General features: G+C 71.5%; 11 protein-coding genes. 9 read left to right on the plus strand and 2 right to left on the minus strand.

Features of this window, described 5'->3' with window-relative positions:
* The first annotated feature begins 31 nt into the window (after positions 1-31).
* The 4 genes from VF647_05975 (at position 32) to VF647_05990 (ending at position 3,967) form a co-directional block, all read left to right on the plus strand.
* The gene (locus VF647_05975) at positions 32-547 is read left to right on the plus strand and encodes a hypothetical protein (protein HEX8451622.1); all 516 of its coding nucleotides are present in this window, start codon (positions 32-34) and stop codon (positions 545-547) included.
* A 165-nt stretch (positions 548-712) separates the two neighbouring features.
* Positions 713-1,318, plus strand: coding sequence for a hypothetical protein (locus VF647_05980; protein ID HEX8451623.1), 606 nt, complete (start codon positions 713-715; stop codon positions 1,316-1,318).
* 126 nt (positions 1,319-1,444) lie between these two features.
* Positions 1,445-2,140 carry a histidine phosphatase family protein gene (locus VF647_05985; protein HEX8451624.1) on the plus strand — a complete coding sequence of 232 codons (696 nt, stop codon included), beginning with the start codon at positions 1,445-1,447 and terminating at the stop codon, positions 2,138-2,140.
* A 252-nt stretch (positions 2,141-2,392) separates the two neighbouring features.
* Positions 2,393-3,967, plus strand: a complete 1,575-nt coding sequence (locus VF647_05990) for a hypothetical protein (protein ID HEX8451625.1) — start codon at positions 2,393-2,395, stop codon at positions 3,965-3,967.
* Between the two features lie 226 nt (positions 3,968-4,193).
* On the opposite strand, the gene VF647_05995 is transcribed toward VF647_05990, so the two are convergent.
* Positions 4,194-4,865 (minus strand): hypothetical protein, encoded by a 672-nt coding sequence (locus tag VF647_05995; GenBank protein ID HEX8451626.1) that lies wholly within the window; start codon positions 4,863-4,865, stop codon positions 4,194-4,196.
* 160 nt (positions 4,866-5,025) lie between these two features.
* Here VF647_05995 and VF647_06000 point away from each other — a divergent pair, with 160 nt between their 5' ends.
* Positions 5,026-6,720: a M28 family metallopeptidase gene (locus VF647_06000; GenBank protein ID HEX8451627.1), complete on the plus strand. Its 1,695-nt coding sequence runs from the start codon at positions 5,026-5,028 to the stop codon at positions 6,718-6,720.
* A gap of 381 nt (positions 6,721-7,101) precedes the next feature.
* Here VF647_06000 and VF647_06005 read toward each other — a convergent pair whose 3' ends face one another.
* Positions 7,102-9,258: a penicillin acylase family protein gene (locus VF647_06005; GenBank protein ID HEX8451628.1), complete on the minus strand. Its 2,157-nt coding sequence runs from the start codon at positions 9,256-9,258 to the stop codon at positions 7,102-7,104.
* Positions 9,259-9,408: 150 nt separating this feature from the next.
* On the opposite strand from VF647_06005, the gene VF647_06010 reads away from it, so the two are divergent.
* The 4 genes from VF647_06010 to VF647_06025 all read left to right on the plus strand — a co-directional run bounded on the left by VF647_06010 (position 9,409) and on the right by VF647_06025 (position 18,039).
* Entirely contained in the window at positions 9,409-11,013 is a 1,605-nt protein-coding gene (locus tag VF647_06010) for a D-aminoacylase (protein HEX8451629.1), read from the plus strand.
* A gap of 213 nt (positions 11,014-11,226) precedes the next feature.
* Positions 11,227-14,304 carry a SusC/RagA family TonB-linked outer membrane protein gene (locus VF647_06015; protein HEX8451630.1) on the plus strand — a complete coding sequence of 1,026 codons (3,078 nt, stop codon included), beginning with the start codon at positions 11,227-11,229 and terminating at the stop codon, positions 14,302-14,304.
* 13 nt (positions 14,305-14,317) lie between these two features.
* Entirely contained in the window at positions 14,318-15,715 is a 1,398-nt protein-coding gene (locus VF647_06020; protein ID HEX8451631.1) for a hypothetical protein, read from the plus strand.
* 278 nt (positions 15,716-15,993) lie between these two features.
* Positions 15,994-18,039 carry a M3 family metallopeptidase gene (locus VF647_06025; GenBank protein HEX8451632.1) on the plus strand — a complete coding sequence of 682 codons (2,046 nt, stop codon included), beginning with the start codon at positions 15,994-15,996 and terminating at the stop codon, positions 18,037-18,039.
* The last annotated feature ends 273 nt before the right edge of the window (positions 18,040-18,312 follow it).

Genomic DNA, 18,312 nt, shown 5'->3' on the forward strand with positions numbered 1-18,312 from the left:
GCCCGCCTCAACCCTCAGCCGAGGTTTGCCAATGGATCGAATTCGGAGCCGGTCGATGGTGCTGGTCCTCGCGGCGGCGATCGCGGCTGGCGCCTGCGCGGCGGGTGCGGCCCCCGCCGGCGCCCCCTCGGAGGCGGGCGTGGTGGAGGAGGCGCGCGCCTTCATGGATGGCTACGCGCGCGACCTGCTCGCCGGCAACCGCGCGGGGATCTCGGCCCGCTACGACCGGAGCGGCGCGTACTTCCTGGGGAACGGGCGCAAGGAGTTCGAGCCGTACGACTCGATCGCGGCGCGGTACGGCGGTCCCCAGTGGTCGCCGCCGGCGTCGTTCGAGTGGCGCGACCTGTCGTTCGAGCCCGTGGGGCCGGACGCGGTGGTCGTGGCGGGGCGCTTCCTCTGGGGCGGGCGCCGGGGGGGCGCTCCGGTGGCGCTCTCGTACACCGGCCTGCTGCGCCGCCAGGACGGCGTGCTCCGCATCCGCCTGGAAGACGAGTCGGTCGACCCGCGCACCCTGCCGCCCCCGCAGCCCCGCGACACCGCGCGGTAGCACGACGCCGGTCAGGGGGAGGCACGTTCGGGCAGAAATCCGGCGGATGACCGGCGGCGACTGATGTTTTCTTGTACGGCGCCGCAAGCGTGTTTATCGTACGGAGTTGCCTCTGGCAGTGCCCTCCGCCGCGTGCAGCACGACACCATCCCCGGAGAGATGACGATGAGCCACGACATACGCAGGAGCAGTCGCCTCGTTCTGCTGGCCGCCCTGATGACCCTCGTCGCCGGAACCGCGGCAGCCCAGGGCGGCGCGAACAACCGCACGGTCAGCGGCCCCGTATCCGGCTCGCCGTGCGACGTGCTGGCGAGCGGCGGCACGGTGTTCGACACGCGCGAGTGCGACCTGCTGCGCTCCACCGGCGTCGTGCGCCACGGCGACCAGTGGACCGCGCTCGCCGGGCGCACGCTGAGTCTGCGCCTGGTGTCCAAGGACGCCAAGGCGGTGCTGAGCGACGTCCAGGTCGGCGTCTACCGCCCGGGAAGCGACCGGACCCCGGTGGTGCAGGCGCGCACCGGGGCGGACGGCACCTTTCGCCTCGGGCTCCCAGTGGGGCTGACCGGCCAGTTCCACCTGCTCTCCATGACGGGCGGCGACGCGGCGGGCCCCGCCGAGATCCTGGTGTGCGACGGCAACGGCAACTGCTTCGAGTTCTGCGAGCTGCCCTCGATGCCGGCCCCCGTCCTGACGCCGATGTGCGTGGACGAGGCGATCGTCACCCCGATCCTGAACGTGGCATCGAGCAACGGCAGCCCCAGCCGCCGCTGAGCGCACGTCGAACGCATCCACGGCCCGCACCCGCTCGACGGGGTGCGGGCCGCGGTCGTTGGACGGGCATCCGAGTTGCCGCGTCCCCGAGCGGTCACCGCACGCTCGTGCTCACCCGAGAGCCCAATGGCATCCACCACCACGCGCGTCTTCCTGGTCCGACACGGCGCCACGGTGCTGAGCGCCGAGAACCGCTTCGCCGGCTCCATCGAGGTCCCTCTCTCTGACGAGGGGCGCGAGCAGGCGCGGCGGCTGGCGCTGCGCCTGGGCGGCGAGCCGATCGCGGCCGTCTACGCATCGCCGCTGAGCCGCGCGCTGGAGACAGCCCGCATCGCCGCCGCGCCGCACGGCCTGCCGGTGACGGCCGATGCGCGGCTGCGCGAGATCTCGCACGGCCGCTGGGAGGAGATGACGCGCGACGAGGTGGAGGCGCGCTTCCCCGACGAGCTCGCCGGCTGGGAGGCGGACCCGTACACCTTTGCCCCGCAGGGAGGCGAGACCGGGCTGGACGTAACGGCGCGCGCGCTTCCCGCCATGCTGGAGCTGGTGCGCGCGCACCCCGGCGAGACGATCCTGGTGGTGTCGCACAAGGCGACGATCCGACTGCTGCTCAGCTCGCTGCTGGGCTTCGACCCGCGCCGCTACCGCGACAACCTGGACCAGAGCCCGGCCGCGCTCAACATCGTGGACTTCCGCGGCACCACGCGCGCGCGCCTGACCCTCTTCAACGACACCTCCCACTACGAGCACGCCGGCCTCGCCATCCCCGCCATGCCATGCGACCGGCTGTCACGCTGGTGGGACGGGGCGCACATCCCCTAGCGGGCGCCGCGGCCGCAAGTCGCAGCCATCGAAACATATGTTGCGTGCGGAGCAACTTTGTAGTATGCTCCTGGCACTCCGCATCCCCGTACTACCCTTCCGCTCGACCACCAGGGACACGCCGTGAAGTTCCATCCATATGCCCCTTTCATTGTAGCGCTCGCTCTGGCCTCGGGGTGTGACAGTCCCTCTGGATCGAGTGAGGTCGTTCCGCCGGTGCCCGGCCCCACGCCGCGCTCCGCGAACCGGCCGGTGAAGATCGACCTGGACAGCCTTCATTTCGTCGTCATAAACTCCCACGCCCAGCTTCGAGCGGTGGTGCGCGACATCCGGGGGAACGTCGTGCCGAACGCCCAGATCGTGTGGAGCATACAGGGAGAGCCGATCGCGACCATCGATCCGTCGGGTACGGTTTCGGTGAAACGGAACGGAAAGGCGAAGGTGATCGCCGAGTCCGCCTACCTGGACGGCACCCGCATCGCCGACACCATACCCCTGGTGGTACGCCAGGTTGTGACCGGGCTGGCGGTGGTGCCCGGACGGCTGGGGATGTACGTGGGCGACACGGCCGAGATGTCCGTAGTCGCGTACGACGGGCTCCGCTGGCCGGTGGCGGACGCGGTCGTCACGTGGCGGTCGTCGGCTCCGGGGGTCCTCTCCATCACCCCGGCGGGAGGCGCGACGGGGCTGGCGGCCGGCAGCAGCACCGCTACGGCGACGGTGCCGACGTTCGCCGGAAACGCGACTCTCTCCACGACCGTGGAGGTGAACGTGGCCGGCGCGGGCACGTACGTACAGGTGCGGTCCGGAGGTGCGCTGACTTGCGGGCTGGTGCGCGGGGGCGACGTGTTCTGCTGGGGCGAGCGCGGCGGAACGATGCTCTCCGACGGAACGCGCCTTTCCGGCGACGTGCCCACGCGGGTGAGCACCGAGGAAAAGTTCGTGGCGATCGACGTGGGGTATTTCCACGCCTGCGGGCTGACGGCCACGGGCAGCGCGTTCTGCTGGGGCGGGAACCTCTTTGGCCAGCTGGGGAACGGCGACGGGGGAACCGAGGGTAGCCGGCGTGACACACCGCAGCGGGTGGCGGGGGGGATGACGTTCACCCGGATCGCGGCCGGCGTCACGCACAGCTGCGGGGTCACCGTTGGCGGCGACGCGTTCTGCTGGGGGAGCAACGACTACGGGGAGCTGGGAAGCGGCTCCCCCATGTCGGGGAGGTACAACAAGCAGCCGACGCCGGTGGAGGGCGGGGTCAAGTTCGCCGAGATCACCGCGGGGAACCGGCATAGCTGCGGGCTCACCAGCCAGGGTGCGGCGTACTGCTGGGGAAGCGACGCCGGGCGCAAGCTGGGCACTCCGGAACCCTGGTACCAGGGATTGGCCGTTCCCACCCGCGCGGCCACGGGATACGTGTTCAGCGCCATCTACGCGGTTGGCGACCACACCTGCGCGCAGACGGCGCAGAACCTGGTGTACTGCTGGGGCGGGTGGGTCGACTACGTCGCGAACATGCCTTCCTCGCGATCCGCCCCGACGCAGATCGGGCCGGGGGTGGAATTCGCCTCCATCGCGGACGGGAACGACTCCATGTGCGGCGTGACCCGAAGCGGCGCCGCGTACTGCTGGCGAGCGGGTGACGGCGTCCCGCTCGTCCGGGTTCCGGGGACCGTGGCCTTCGCCTCGCTGAGCCCCGGCCGCGACAGGACGTGCGGGGTGGGCACGGACGCCAGGATCTACTGCTGGGGACCCGGCGGTGTCGGAGGGATGGGCGACGGCCGAAGCACGGGCTCCGCCGTTCCGGTGGGGGTTTCCCCGCCCTTTTGACGCACGCGCAGCTATCGAGTTTACGAAGACGGGAGGTTCGATAGCCCAAAACAATGCGGCCCTGCCAACACACGTTGGCAGGGCCGCATCACGTCCCAAGGGAGATGCCGATGTACCGGGGGTCCCTTCAGGCTCCGCGACAAGTTTACCACACTGACCGACTGAGTGTAAAGGGGTGAAAGGAGTGCTCCGCGCTTGCACGCCGGCCACTCAGCGCTCCCGGCACTCAGTCCGCCGGGCACTCCGCCCCCGGGCGTCGCAGGAAAGTCGCGCGGAACTCTTCCGCTGCGGCTTCGCTTTCGGCGACAGGGCCCACTTCGCGGCCGAGCGGCGTGAAGAGCCAGAGCCAGTCGTACGAGCCGCCGGCCACGAAGTAGCGGTGCTGCTCCACGAGCAGGTGGCCCGCGTACCGGCCCGTGGTCGCCACCTCCAGGCTGTTGCCGGGAACGAGGAAGCGCCGCGCTCCGCTGGCGACATCCACAAAGTGGACGGCGCCCGAGGTGGCCCAGGCGGAGCTCAGGAAGTAGATCCGCCTGCCGTCGGGCGAGAACTGCGGCGCCTGGAAAGCTGCCAGGGCGCGCTCCGGAGCGGTGTCGGAGCGCGCCTCGACCAGTTTGCGCAGGCCGCCCCCGCCCGTTCGAACGATCCAGATGGATGACGCGGGAACCCGCCCCTGTGCCGTCTCGACGGAATCGCGGCGCGCCTCGCGCACGAACACCACCAGGCGCCCGTCCGGCGAGAGGCGCGGCTGCGAGTCGCTGCCAGACGCGGTGAGGCGGCGCGCCGGGAGATCGCAGCCGGGACGGAAGTACACGTCGCCACCCCGCGCCTCCACCATCTGCGCGGCGGCGGGGGTGGAGAGGAGCGCGAGGATGAGGAGCGGCGCGATGGGACGCATGGCGGGCTGCGGACGGAGGTGGGCGGGGGCACTCTGGCGCAAGCTGTTCCGGGACACGAGGCGGCGCAAGTCCTGGCAGCGCGCGCCAGCGGCGGCGATCTTGCTCGTCTGCCGGGACAGCAGGTTCGCCACTTCTCACGTGATTGCAGGAGGGTCCGCAATGAAGCTCTTGAGGTCCACCGTTCCCCTGCTGGCGCTCGCCGCCTGCGCCACCGCCGCGCCGGAGGGCGGGCCGGGAACCGCGCCGGCCGCTCAGACCGGCACCACCGCCGCCTCGGTGACGATCGATCCCGCGCGGCTGGCGGCGCACGTGCGCACGCTGTCGTCGGACGAGTTCCTGGGGCGCGGGCCGGCCACGCCCGGCGAGGAAAAAACGGTGGCGTACATCGCCCAGCAGTTCCAGGCCGCCGGCCTGCAGCCCGGCGGGCCCAACGGGAGCTGGTACCAGGAGGTGCCGCTCCTGATGTCCAACATCGTGGGCACGCCGGATCTCAGCATCACCGTGGGCGGACGGCGGCAGAGCCTGACGCAGGGGGAACAGATCGCCGTGCGCTCCACCATGCTCAACCAGGACCGCGTCGACATCCGCGAGGCGCCGCTCATCTTCCTGGGCTACGGGGTGCAGGCGAAGGAGCGGAACTGGGACGACTTCAAGGGCGAGAACCTGCGCGGCAAGGTGGGCATCGTCCTGATCAACGACCCGGACTTCGAGACGGGGCAGGGCGACTTCGGCGGCAAGGCGATGACGTACTACGGCCGCTGGACGTACAAGTACGAGGAGGCCGCGCGGCAGGGGCTCGCCGGGCTGCTGATCGTGCACGAGACGGCGCCCGCGTCGTACGGCTGGGCGACGGTCAAGAACAGCAACACCAACACGATGTTCGACATCGTGCGCCCCGATCCGTCGGCGGTGCACCCGGCGCTGGAGGCGTGGATCCAGCGCGACGTGGCGGTGGAGCTGATGCGCGCGGCGGGGCAGGACTTCGAGGCGCTCAAGCGGCGGGCGCAGACGCGCGAGTTCCGGCCGGTGACGCTGAGCGGCGCCACCTTCTCCGCCAGCTACGGCGTGCGGCGCGCCAACATCCGCTCGCGCAACGTGCTGGGGCGCCTTGCGGGGAGGACGCATCCCAACGAGACGATCCTGTACGGCGGCCACTGGGACCACCTGGGCGTGGGGCGGCCCGATGCGCGCGGCGACAGCATCTACAACGGCGCGGTGGACAACGCCACGGGAGTCGCGGCGGTCATCGAGGTGGCGCGCGCCTTCGCCGCCGGGCCGCGGCCGGAGCGGTCGGTGGTATTCGCCGCGTGGACGGTGGAGGAGAAGGGGCTGCTCGGCTCCGAGTACTACGCCGCCAACCCCGTCTATCCGCTGGAGACCACGGTGGCGGGCTTCAACATCGACGCGCTCTCGCCCACGGGACCCGCGCGCGACGTGCTGGTGATCGGCTACGGGCAGAGCGAGCTGGAGGACCGGCTGGAGCGCGTGCTGGCCGCGAACGGGCGGGTGGTGGCACGCGACCGAAGCCCGGAGGCGGGGTACTTCTACCGCTCCGACCACTTCCCCATGGCCAAGCGCGGCGTCCCCATGCTGTACGTGGACAGCGGCGAGGACCTGGTGGCCGGCGGCAGCGCAGCGGGCGAGGCGTCCGCTCAGGCGTACACCCGCGACCGCTACCACCAGCCCGCGGACGAGTTCGACGCGGCGACCTGGAACTTCGCGGGAATCGCCCAGGACGCGCTGGTGCTTTACCGGCTGGGGATGCAGCTCGCCAGCTCGCGCGACTGGCCGAACTACCGCACGACGTCCGAGTTCCGGCCCACGCGCGATGCATCGGCGGCGCGCAGGCAGTAGCGCGGCGGCGGCATCGTCGGGGGCTCACGCGAAGGCGCGAAGGCGCAAAGAAAGGATTTCCACGTCTTTCCTTTGCGTCTTTGCGCCTTTGCGTGATACCATTTAGACGATCTCAGTGTGCATTCCGACCGGCTTTTCTCACGCGGAGGCGCTGAGGCGCGGAGAAAAACAACAGCAAAAGCCTCACACAGAGAACACAGAGAAAACTAAAAGCCACAGAGGAAGCCTTGAGCTGTTCTCTCTGTGGCTCTGTGTCTCTGTGTGAGCCATGCAGTTGCATTTCTCTCTGCGTCTCCGCGCCTCCGCGTGAGACTTCCGTACGGGGCTTTGCACAACTCGGGATGACGAATGGTATGACATCCCGGTCGTTTCTCTTCATGCTCAGCGCGACTCGGGTTCGAGGCCGGGGCGGTAGCGGCGGATGGTGGCGCGCTCGATGTCGGCGTCGGTGAAGGCGACGGGCTTCATGCGGTTGGCGGCGAACATCGCGGCCTGGTCGTCGAGGTGCGGCGAGCCGGGGCGGCTGCTCTGGCCGTACGCCAGCACGCTGTAGGCGCGCACCGGGGTGGTGAACTCCACCGCCAGCACCCACCCGTCGCCCGTGACGGCGGTGCGCGTGCCGTCCGCCTCTTCGCGATAGCCCAGCACGCGGAAGCACCCCATCAGGCCGCTGCACCCGCCCACCGGCACGTCCACCGAGCCGTGGCGCACGCGGTGCACCCTGCCCCACTCCACGTCCACCCCGCCCCACTTGCGCTTCGTCTCCGCCACGGCCCAGGTGAAGGCTTCCACGGCGCGGGCGCCGTCGGCCAGGCCGTGCGGGGTGGCCATGGGCTCGGCGGCGGTCCAGGGGCGCCGGAAGAGCGCCTCGGCGGGCGCGGGGAAGCCCACGGATGCGGCGGTGGGGCGCGCCTGCGGGGCCGTCCTCACGTAGCGCCACCACCAGGTCTCGAAGAGGAGCCCGCCCCGGCTCTCCGCCGCCACCGTGTTGTCCCACCGCTCCAGCACCGCGACGGCGTCCGCCAGCTCGCCTGTGGGCGCGGTGGCGCGCACGGCCTTCACCAGGTCTTCCTTGACGCGGTCGGCCAGGATCATCCGCATGCTGTGCTTCATGCGGATCACGTCTTCCAGCGTCACCTTGCGCGTGTTGTGGAGGAGCTCCAGCGAGTGCTGGCTGCGCAGCCGCAGCTCCACGTCCGGAAAGTTGGCGGGGTAGCGGCTTCGTGGCAGCGGCTCGTAGAGGTTGGTGAGGTACGGCGGATCGTTCTCGTTGTGCACGTAGCCGCCGCGCGGGTTGAGCACCTGCGGCAGCGAGTCGAAGGGAACCACCTTGGTCCAGACCTCGGAGCTGCGCGACGCGGGCACCGCGGCCGTGTCGCCGCCGGAGGGGTGCGGAAGGGAGGGGAGGGTGGCGTTCCACACGTAGAAGATGTTCCCGTCGCGGTCCGCGTAGGTCAGGTTGGAGGTGACACGCGCGCGCATCTTCATCGCGTTCGTCCACTCCGTCCGATTTCGTGCACGCATCATCTTCAGGAACTGCTCGCCGCCGCGGAACTCGTCCTCCCCCGCCGCGCGCAGGACGTACACCTTGCCCCCGCCGCGATGGACGACCGGGCCCAGCGGCGAGCTCCAGGTGTCGCGCGTCTCGCGGCCGATGCCGGGGCCGTTGCGGAAGTCGATCGTCTCCTCGATGCGGCGCAGGGGGACCGAGGCGCCGTCGAAGAGGTAGTGGTCGGGGCGGGCGGGGTCCACGTCCAGGGCGTAGACCTCCTCCAGGTCGGGGGCGTTGTTGGTGGTGGCCCAGCCCAGGTACGGGTTGAAGCCGCCCACCAGCACGATGGGGCCGCCCAGCCGGAAGTCGCCGTAGAAGTCCATGGCGCCGGGAACGGTCACGTGCGCCTCGTAATAGCCGGCGGACCAGGCGAGGTGCGGGTTGCGCAGCAGGATGGCGCGGCCGGATCGCGTGCGGCTCGGCGCCAGCGCCCACGCGTTGGAGCCGTCCTCGGATGCGGCCGGCGCGGCGGCATCGCGGCGGGGCGGGACGCCGCGCAGGCGGTCGACCAGGCGGCCCAGGCCGGGGGTGCCGGGGCTGCCCATCCCCTGCGCGTGCACGTCGGCGCCGGTGAAGGCGGGGCGCACCCACGACGGCACCTCCGCCGCGTGCAGCTCCAGGTAGCGGTTCACGCCGGCGGCGAAGCCCTCGTACATGTCGCGCGTGTCCTGCTCCAGCAGCGGGAGCGTGGCCACGGCGCGGCGGTGCACGGGGCGGTAGGCGAAGTCCGAGTCCAGGCTGTCCGCGCCGAAGTGGAGGGCCAGCTCGCCGCGCGCGCGCACCAGCCCCATGACGATGCGCGGGGCGTGGTCCTCCATCTGCACCCACCCCAGCGCAAAGCCGGCGGCACGGAAGTTCTCCGCGCGGATGTGGGGGACGCCGTACGCGGTGCGGCGGATCTCGACCTGCCGGGCCAGCTCCGCCTGCGCGCCGGCGGCCGGCGCGTACGCGGCCAGGGCGACAACGACCAACGCTCGCAGCTTCATCCGTCATCCCGGTTTCGAGAGCCCGCGCCGCGGCACTTGTGCGCCGCCCGGCCGCCCCGCATCATCAAGCAACATCCAACTTTCTCGCGAATATACCCCGGCGCCCCTGACGCACAAGGACGCGCCGGCGACTCCCCGGAGCCCGTGCCAATGCGCCTCAGCAACCTGCAGCGGCGGGGCCTCGCGGCGGGCATCCTCCTCGCCTCCGTCGCGCTGCCGCTGCGCGCGCAGGGCGGCTACGACGTCATCATCCGCAACGGCCGCGTGCTGGACGGCACCGGCAACCCGTGGTACCGCGCGGACGTGGCGCTGCGCGGCGGGCGCATCGCGGCCATCGGAGACCTGGCGGGGGCGCGGGCGGCGCGCGAGATCGACGCGTCGGGGCTGTACGTGGCGCCCGGCTTCATCGACGTGCACACCCACGCCGGCGAGGGGCTCGCCACCCCCGCGCTCAGCCACGGACGCCCGCTCCTGGCGCAGGGGATCACCACTGTCCTGGTGAACCCGGACGGCGGCGGGGCGACGGACATCGCCCGGCAGCGCGCGGCGTTCGAGGCCGCGGGCATCGGGGTGAACGTGGCGCAGATGGTACCGCACGGCTCCGTTCGCCAGCGGGTGATGGGGATGGCGGACCGCGCGCCCACCCCCGCGGAGATGGAGCAGATGCGCGCCCTGGTGCGGGCGGGGATGGAGGAGGGCGCCTTCGGCATCTCCACCGGGCCGTGGTACGCGCCGGGGAGCTTCGCGAAGACGGAGGAGCTGATCGACCTCTCCAAGATCGTGGCGGGGTACGGCGGGGCGTACAGCAGCCACATCCGCGACGAGGCGGACTACACCGTGGGGCTGGTGGCGGCGGTGGACGAGGTGATCCGCATCGGGCGCGAGGCGCGGCTGCGCGTGGTGGCCACGCACCTCAAGGCGCTGGGGCCGCGCGTGTGGGGCTACTCCGCCGCGCTGGTGAGCCGCATCGACCGGGCGCGCGCCGAGGGGGTGGAGGTCTTCGCGGACCAGTACCCCTACACCGCCTCCGCCACCTCACTGAGCGGCGCGCTCGTCCCCCGCTGGGCGCTGGCGGGCGGAGACAGCGCCCTGCGCCGCCGCATCGGCGACCCGGCCGAGGGGGCGCGGCTGCGGGCGGAGCTGCTGGAGAGCCTGGACCGGCGCGGCGGCGCGGATCGCATCCAGTTCCGCCGCCACCGCCCCGACCCCACCATCGAGGGAAAAACGCTGCAGTGGGTGGCCGAGCGCGGGCGCGTGCAGCCGGTGGACGCCGTGCTCGCCCTCCTGCGCGAGGGGAACCCCGGCGTCGTATCCTTCAACATGCTGGACGAGGACGTGGACCGGCTGATGCGGCAGCCGTGGATGATGACATCCTCCGACGGCGACCTGGTGCCGATGGGCGAGGGGGTGCCGCACCCGCGCTCGTACGGCACCTACCCGCGCAAGATCCGCGAGTACGTGGTGGAGCGCGGGGTGATCGACCTGGCGTCGGCCGTGCGCAGCATGACCTCGCTCCCCGCCACCGTCTTCCGCATCCCCGACCGCGGCGTGCTGCGCGAGGGCGCCGTGGCGGACGTGGTGGTGTTCGACCTGGCGCGCGTAAACGATCCCGCCACCTTCAGCGACCCGCACCGGCTGGCCGAGGGGATGGTGCACGTCTTCGTCAACGGCGGCGAAGCTATCCGCGATGGCCGCTTCGGCGCCGCGCCGCACGGGCGCGTCCTTTCCCTCGCCCGCCGCGCGCAGACGCCATGAGGTGAAGACTCTTGCGCCCCGCCCGAACGGCGTCTATGCTCCGCGCGGGCGTGGCTGGAAACGTTTGAACAGCGCCCCTCACACCGATGGCTCCCCGCCGCCCGGCGGGTCCCCCCCTGGACCGCGGATCGTCCCACCCCGCCGGAACGGCACCCCTCGCAGGCCCCTGGTGGGCCCCGGCCGGCTCAGCACTCCCCAAGGAGGTGTTTCAGCATGAGAATCGCTCGTTTTCTCCGCGCGTGCGCGGTCGCGTCGCTGTTCTGCGTGCTGGGCGCGGGCGCGGCGGCGGCGCAGCAGGGCACCATCACCGGCCGCGTGACCGACGCCCGCACCAGCCAGCCGGTGCCCTCGGCGCAGGTGCGCGTGGTGGGGAGCAACCAGATGGCGCTCACCAACGCCGAGGGGCGCTACACGCTCCGCGGGGTCGCGCCCGGCGCGGCCAGCGTGCGCGTGCTGGTGATCGGCTACTCCGAGCGCAGCCAGCAGGTGACGGTGGTTCCCGGCGAGCCGGCGACGCTGGACTTCGCGCTGCAGCCCTCCGCCATCTCGCTGGCCCCCGTGGTGGTGACCGCCACCGGCGAGCAGCGCCGCACCGAGGTGGGCAACGCCATCGCCGAGGTGCCCGCCGCCGAGCTGGTGAGGACTTCCGCGGTGAGCAACGTGGGCGACCTGCTGACGGCCCGGGCCCCGGGCGTTACCGTGACGCCGGGCACGCAGACGGGCGCCGGCGTGCGCGTGCGCATCCGCGGCACCAGCTCGCTCTCGCTCACCAACAACCCGATCTACGTGATCGACGGCGTGCGCGTGGAGGGCTCCACCGGCTCCAGCACGGTGAGCGTCGGCGGCACGCTGCCCAGCCGCATCGGCGACCTGAACCCGGAAGAGATCCAGTCAATGGAGATCGTGCGCGGTCCGTCGGCGGCGACGCTGTACGGCACCGACGCGGCCAACGGGGTGATCGTCATCACCACCAAGCGCGGGGTGGCAGGGCGCACGCAGTGGAGCTACTACACGGAGCAGACGGCGATCCGCGACCGCAACGACTACCCGAACGCGTACTACGGGTGGCGGGCCACCTCCACGCCCACCAATGGCGTGCAGTGCTTCCTCAGCCAGGTTGCCAGCGGCGCGTGCACGCAGGACAGCGTCACCGTATACAACCCCACCAAGGACCGCGAGAGCACCCCCTTTGGCGCGGGCTACCGGCAGCAGCACGGGCTGCAGCTTCGCGGCGGGAGCGAGGCGGTGCGCTTCTTCCTTCACGGCGAGTGGGAAGACGAGGATGGCGTGACGCAGGTGCCGCGGTTCGAGCGCCGATACCTGGCCTCGCGCGGCCTGTCGCTCCTCCCCGAGCAGGAGAGCCCCAACCGGCTCACCCGCGTCACCACGCGCGCCAACCTCAACTTCACCCTGCCGCACAACGCGGACGTAGCGGTGAACGCGGGGTACACGTCGCAGGACCTGCGGCTGCCGCGCAGCGACGACAGCGGCACGCCGGGGATCGCGGCCAACATCTACGGCGGGCCCGGCTTCCGCTACAACACCAACGCCGCGGGCGACACGCTGTTCGGATGGCGCGAGTTCACGCCGCGCACCATCTACCAGGCGGTGACCAACCAGTCCATCGAGCGGCTGATCGGCTCGGTGAACGGCAACTGGCGCCCGCAGGGGTGGCTGGCGCTGCGCGGCAACGCGGGGCTGGACTACACCAACCGCACGGACACGCAGCTCTGCCGCCTGGCCGAGTGCCCCAGCACCACGGACCGGCAGGGCTTCAAGGTAGACAACCGCACCAACTTCTTTTTGTACACGCTGGACGGCGCGGGCACGGCCACGCGGCGGTTCAGCGACCGGATCGAGTCGCAGACGACGCTGGGCGTGCAGTTCTACCGCAACATCTTCGACCGCAACGGCGCCAGCGGCACCCAGCTTCCGCCGGGAGCCACCACGGTGACGGCGGGTGCCATCAAGGCGGCCGACGAGTCGAACAACGAGAGCCGCACGCTGGGCGGCTACGTGGAGCAGCGCCTTTCGCTCAACGACCGGCTCTTCGTGACGGGCGGCCTGCGCTCGGACCGCAACAGCGCGTTCGGCGCGGACTTCGAGCGCGTGTACTACCCCAAGCTCTCGGCGTCGTGGGTCGTATCCGACGAGCCGTTCTTCCCCACGCCCACCTTCCTGGGCCAGCTGCGGCTGCGGGCGGCGTACGGCGCGTCCGGCGTGCAGCCCGGCACCACCGACGCGGCGCCGTACTTCTCGGCCACGCGCGCGCTGGGCGAGAGCGGCGAGGTGCCTGGCGTGGTGTTCAGCGCCATCGGCAACTCCGACCTCAAGCCGGAGCGCTCCACCGAGCTGGAGCTGGGGATCGACGGCCGCTTCTGGAACGAGCGCATCTCCACCGAGCTGACGTACTACGACAAGTCGTCCAGGGACGCGCTGATCGAGCGCGTGCTGCCGCCGTCGCTGGGCACCGGCCTCACGGTGCGCTTCGAGAACCTGGGCGAGGTGCGCAACTGGGGGTGGGAGGCGCTGGTCAACGCGCGCATCGTGCAGGCCTCCGCCTTCAACTGGGACCTGACGCTGAACGGCACCACCAACAGCAACGAGCTGATCACGTTGGGCGGGGTGCCCACCATCATCAGCAGCAGCACGCTGCGGCAGGCCGAGGGCTACCCGCTCAACGGCTGGTGGTCGCGTCCGCTGAAGAGCTACGAAGACAAGGACGGCGACGGGATCATCGAGTACAACGACAACCCCACGCTCAGCGAGATCGTGGTGGGCGACACCGCCGAGTTCCACGGCTACTCGTCGCCGCGCAGGGAGCTCTCCGTCACCAACGGCTTCGAGCTGTGGAACCGCCTGCGCCTTTCCGCGCTGGTGGACTACAAGGGCGGGCACCTGGTGTACAACAACACGGAGCGCATCCGCTGCGCCAGCCGCAACAATTGCGAGAGCCTGGTGGACCGCAACGCGCCACTGGCGGACCAGGCGCGCACCGTGGCGGTGCGGCAGCACCCCAGCCGCACGGTGGCCGGCTTCTTTGAGCCGGGCGACTTCGTGCGCCTGCGCGAGCTCTCGCTCAGCTTCAGCGCGCCGGACCGCTGGGCCTCGCGCTTCCTCCACAGCCGCGACGTGACGGCCACGCTGGCCGCGCGCAACGTGGGGATCCTGTGGACCAGGTACTCGGGCGTCGACCCGGAGGCGTTCGGCAGCACGGCCGACGCGCCCTCGTCGTTCCAGGCCTTCGCTCCGCCCACCTACTTCACCTTCCGCCTGAACCTCGGCTTCTAGGATGACGAATCGGATGAAATCAAGGACCGGGTCCGGCCGCGCGTGGCTGCGCGGCGCGGCCCGGCTGGCGGCCTGCGTGGTGATGGCGGCCGGAATCGCCGGGTGCGACTCGGAGCTCCTTACCGTGAACGACCCGGACATCATCGACCCCTCCGACGTGCAGTCGGCGGCGGGGGCTGAGGCGGTGCGCGTGGGCGCCCTGGCACGGCTGGGCACCGCCACCAGCGGCGGCGGCGACGTCACCGACAACCTCTTCCTGCTGGGCGGCCTCTTCGCCGACGAGTGGATCAACGGCGACTCGTTCATCGCGCGGCAGGAGATCGACCAGCGGGTGATCACGCCGGAGAACAACTTCCTGACGGCGAGCAGCCGCACCCTGAACCGGGCGCGGCTGAGCGCGGAGCAGGCGGTGGCGCTGCTGGCGGAGTTCAATCCCGGCGCGCCGGGGTGGCAGGTGGCGGAGATGCACTTCGTGCAGGCGTACACCGTCAACCTGCTGGCCGAGCACCTGTGCAGCGGGCTCATCTTCAGCACGGTGGTGGACGGTCGCGAGCAGTACGGCGCCCCCATCACCACCGAGGAGGCGTACGCGCGCGCCCTGGCCAGCACCGAGGCGGGGCTGGCCCTCCTCCCGGCGTCGGCGAACACGGCCAACGACGTGCGGGTGCGCTCCGCGCTGCAGGTGACGCGCGGCCGCATCCTGATGAACCTCAACCGCCCGGCCGACGCGGCGACGGCGGTGGCGGGGGTGGCGACCAGCTTCCGCTACCAGATCCTCCACTCGCTGGCGACGGAGTCCAACTACAACGTCATCGCCACGCGCAACAACGTGGACCGCCGCTACAGCGTGGGGAACAACGAGGGCGGCAACGGGCTCAACTTCGCCACCGCCGGCGACCCGCGCGTGCCGGTGTGCGTGGGCAACGACACGGCGTGCCGCGCCATCGGCGTGACCAACGCCCGCCGCGACGACCTGCTGCAGCCCTTCCACGTGCAGATGATCTGGCCGACGCGCGACAGTCCCGTGACCATCGTGGGCGGGATCGAGGCGCGGATGATCGAGGCGGAGGCCCAGCTCCGCGCTGGGAGCACGGCGTACCTCACCACGCTGAACGCGGCGCGGACGACGGTTCCGGGGCTGGCGCCGCTCGTGCTGCCGGCCACGTCGGCCGGGCGGGTGGACCAGATTTTCCGCGAGCGGGCGTTCTGGCTCTTTAGCCGAGGGCACCGTGTGGGCGACCTGCGCCGCCTGATCCGGCAGTACGGGCGCGCCAGCGAGACCGTCTTCCCGACGGGCGCGTGGCACAAGAACGATGCGAAGTACGGCCCCGACGTCACCATCCCCGTGCCGGCCGCCGAGGCGAACAACCCCACCCCCGGCAGCGGCGTCTGCCTGAGCCGCGCAGCCTGACCCGCGGTTCCATCTGACACACCGAAGGGCCCGGCCAGTCGCGCCGGGCCCTTCGTTCGTTCATGCACCCAAACAGCAGTCTCACGCGGAGACGCGGAGACGCGGGGAGAGCAAAGCAGTTCTCTCTCTGCGCCTCCGCGTCTCCGCGTGAGGCCATGCAGTTGCTTTTATACCGCCCTCAATGCGCCACCGACGCGCGGAAACGTTTTCGTGGCGCGGCGCGTGCTGGTGCGTCGGGCCGGCACACGCAACCTACCCGAGAACGCCGTACGAGGCCGATGAGCACCACGCCCGAGACCAACCCCCTCCTGCAGGACGAACCGCTCCCCATCCCCTTCCACCGCATCCGGGCGGAGCACGTGGGCCCCGGCATACGGGCCGCGCTGGCCCGCGCGGAGGCGGAGCTGGCCGCGCTGGTGGCCGCCCCGGGCGAGCGGACGTACACCAACACCGTCGGGCGGCTGGAGGAGATCACCGAGCGGCTTTCGCGCGCCATCCGCCCCGCGTCCGTGCTGGTGGGGCTGATGAACACGCCCGAGATCCGGGAGGCGTACGACACCGTACTTCCCGAGTTTTCCGCCTTTTTCGCCCGCATCGCCCTCAACGGCGAGCTGTGGCGCGCGGTCAAGGCCGCCGCGGAGTCGCCCGAGGTGGCAACTCTCGACCGCGTGCGCCGCCGGCACCTGGAGAAGACGGTGCGCGCCTTCGTCCGCGCCGGCGCGGACCTGGGGCCGGCGGAGAAGGAGCGCGTGGAGGCGCTGCGCGTGGAGCTCTCGCGCCTCCAGACCGAGTTCTCCAACCACGTGCTCGACTCCACCAACGCGTGGGAGATGGTGCTGAACGACCAGGCGGAGCTGGCGGGGCTCCCGGAGTCCGCGCTGACGCAGGCGCGCGCAGCGGCCCAGGCGCGCGGGGTGGAGGGGTGGCGCTTCACGCTGCACCAGCCGTCGGTGCAGCCCTTTCTGCAGTACGCGGAGCGGCGCGACCTGCGCCAGCGGATCCACCAGGCGTACAGCAACCGCGCTGCCGATGCGCCGTACGACAACCGTCCGCTGGTTGGGCGCATCCTGGCGCTGCGTCGCGAGCTGGCGCAGCTCCTGGGCTTCCGCGACTGGGCGGACTACGAGCTGGAAGAGGCGATGGCCCGCAGCGGCGAGCGCGCCATGGCCTTCGAAGAGGACCTCACCGCGCGCACCCGCCCCTTCTGGGAGCGCGAGATCGCGGCGCTCGAGGAGTTCGCGCGCGACGAGCTGGGCCTCGACCCCCTGCAGCCGTGGGACGTCGCCTTCGCCACCGAGCAGATGCGGCGCGCTCGCTTCGACCTGGATGCGGAGGAGGTGCGCCCGTACTTCCCCATGGACCGCGTGCAGGACGGCCTCTTCGAGCTGGCGCGCCGCCTCTTCGGCGTCACGGTGAAGGAACGGCGGGTGGAGGAGGTGTGGCACCCCGAGGTGAAGTACTACGACGCCTTCGACGAGAGCGGCTTGCGGCTGGGCGGCTTCTACACCGACTGGCACCCGCGCGAGAGCAAGCGCGGCGGCGCCTGGATGAACGGCGTCGTGCTCGGCGGCCCGCGCCCCGGCGGCGGGTGGGACGAGCACCTGGCGATGATCGTGGGGAACATGAGCCCCCCCGAGGGTGACCGCCCCGCGCTCCTCACCCACCGCGAGGTGGAGACGGTGTTCCACGAGTTCGGCCACCTCCTGCACCACCTCCTCTCACGCGTGGAGGTGCGCGAGCTGGGCGGGACGCGCGTGCCCACCGACTGGGTGGAGCTCCCCTCGCAGATCATGGAGAACTGGACGTGGGAGCGCCCCGCTCTGGAGCTCTTCGCCCGCCACTGGCAGACGGGTGAGCCGATCCCGGACGAGCTGTTCGCCAAGATGAAGGCGGCGCGCACCTTCATGGCCGCTTCGTTCCAGATGCGGCAGCTCTCCTTCGGCACGCTGGACCTGGACCTCCACGTCCGCTTCGACCCGGTGCACGGCGGCGACCCCATCGCCCGATCGCGCGAGGTGCTGGCGCGCTTCCACCCGCGCCCCGACTTCGCGAACGACCATTTCGTCGCGGGCTTCACCCACATCTTCGCGGGCGGCTACGCGGCCGGCTACTACAGCTACCTGTGGAGCGAGGTGCTGGACGCCGACGCCTTCTCCCGCTTCGAGCGCGAGGGCCTCTTCAGCCGCGAGGCGGGGAGCGCCTTCGTCCGATCCGTCCTCTCCCGGGGCGACGACACCGACCCCGCCGAGCTCTTTCGCGAGTTCATGGGCCGCGACCCCGACCCGGACGCCCTGCTGCGGCGGAACCTGGGGGCGGTGGGGTAGGAGACCGCGGGCCCCCTCCCCCGCTCGTTCCTCGCGGCCCCTCCCCCAAAACAACCTGGGGGAGGGGCGGCCTACCCCAACGCTCGCCCCATGAACCGACACCCGGTAGGGGCAGACCTGCGTGTCTGCCCTCCCTCGCCGCCACACCAAACCCCGCGTCCACGGGCCCCCACCCCGTAGGGGCCGCCCCACGTGGCTGCCCGTGCCCGCCCCGGCACCACCCCGCGCACCCGGGCACGAATGCACGCAACCGCCCCTCCCCCGCGGGTGGGG

It is taken from the genome of Longimicrobium sp. (genome assembly GCA_036387335.1).
GTDB lineage: Bacteria > Gemmatimonadota > Gemmatimonadetes > Longimicrobiales > Longimicrobiaceae > Longimicrobium.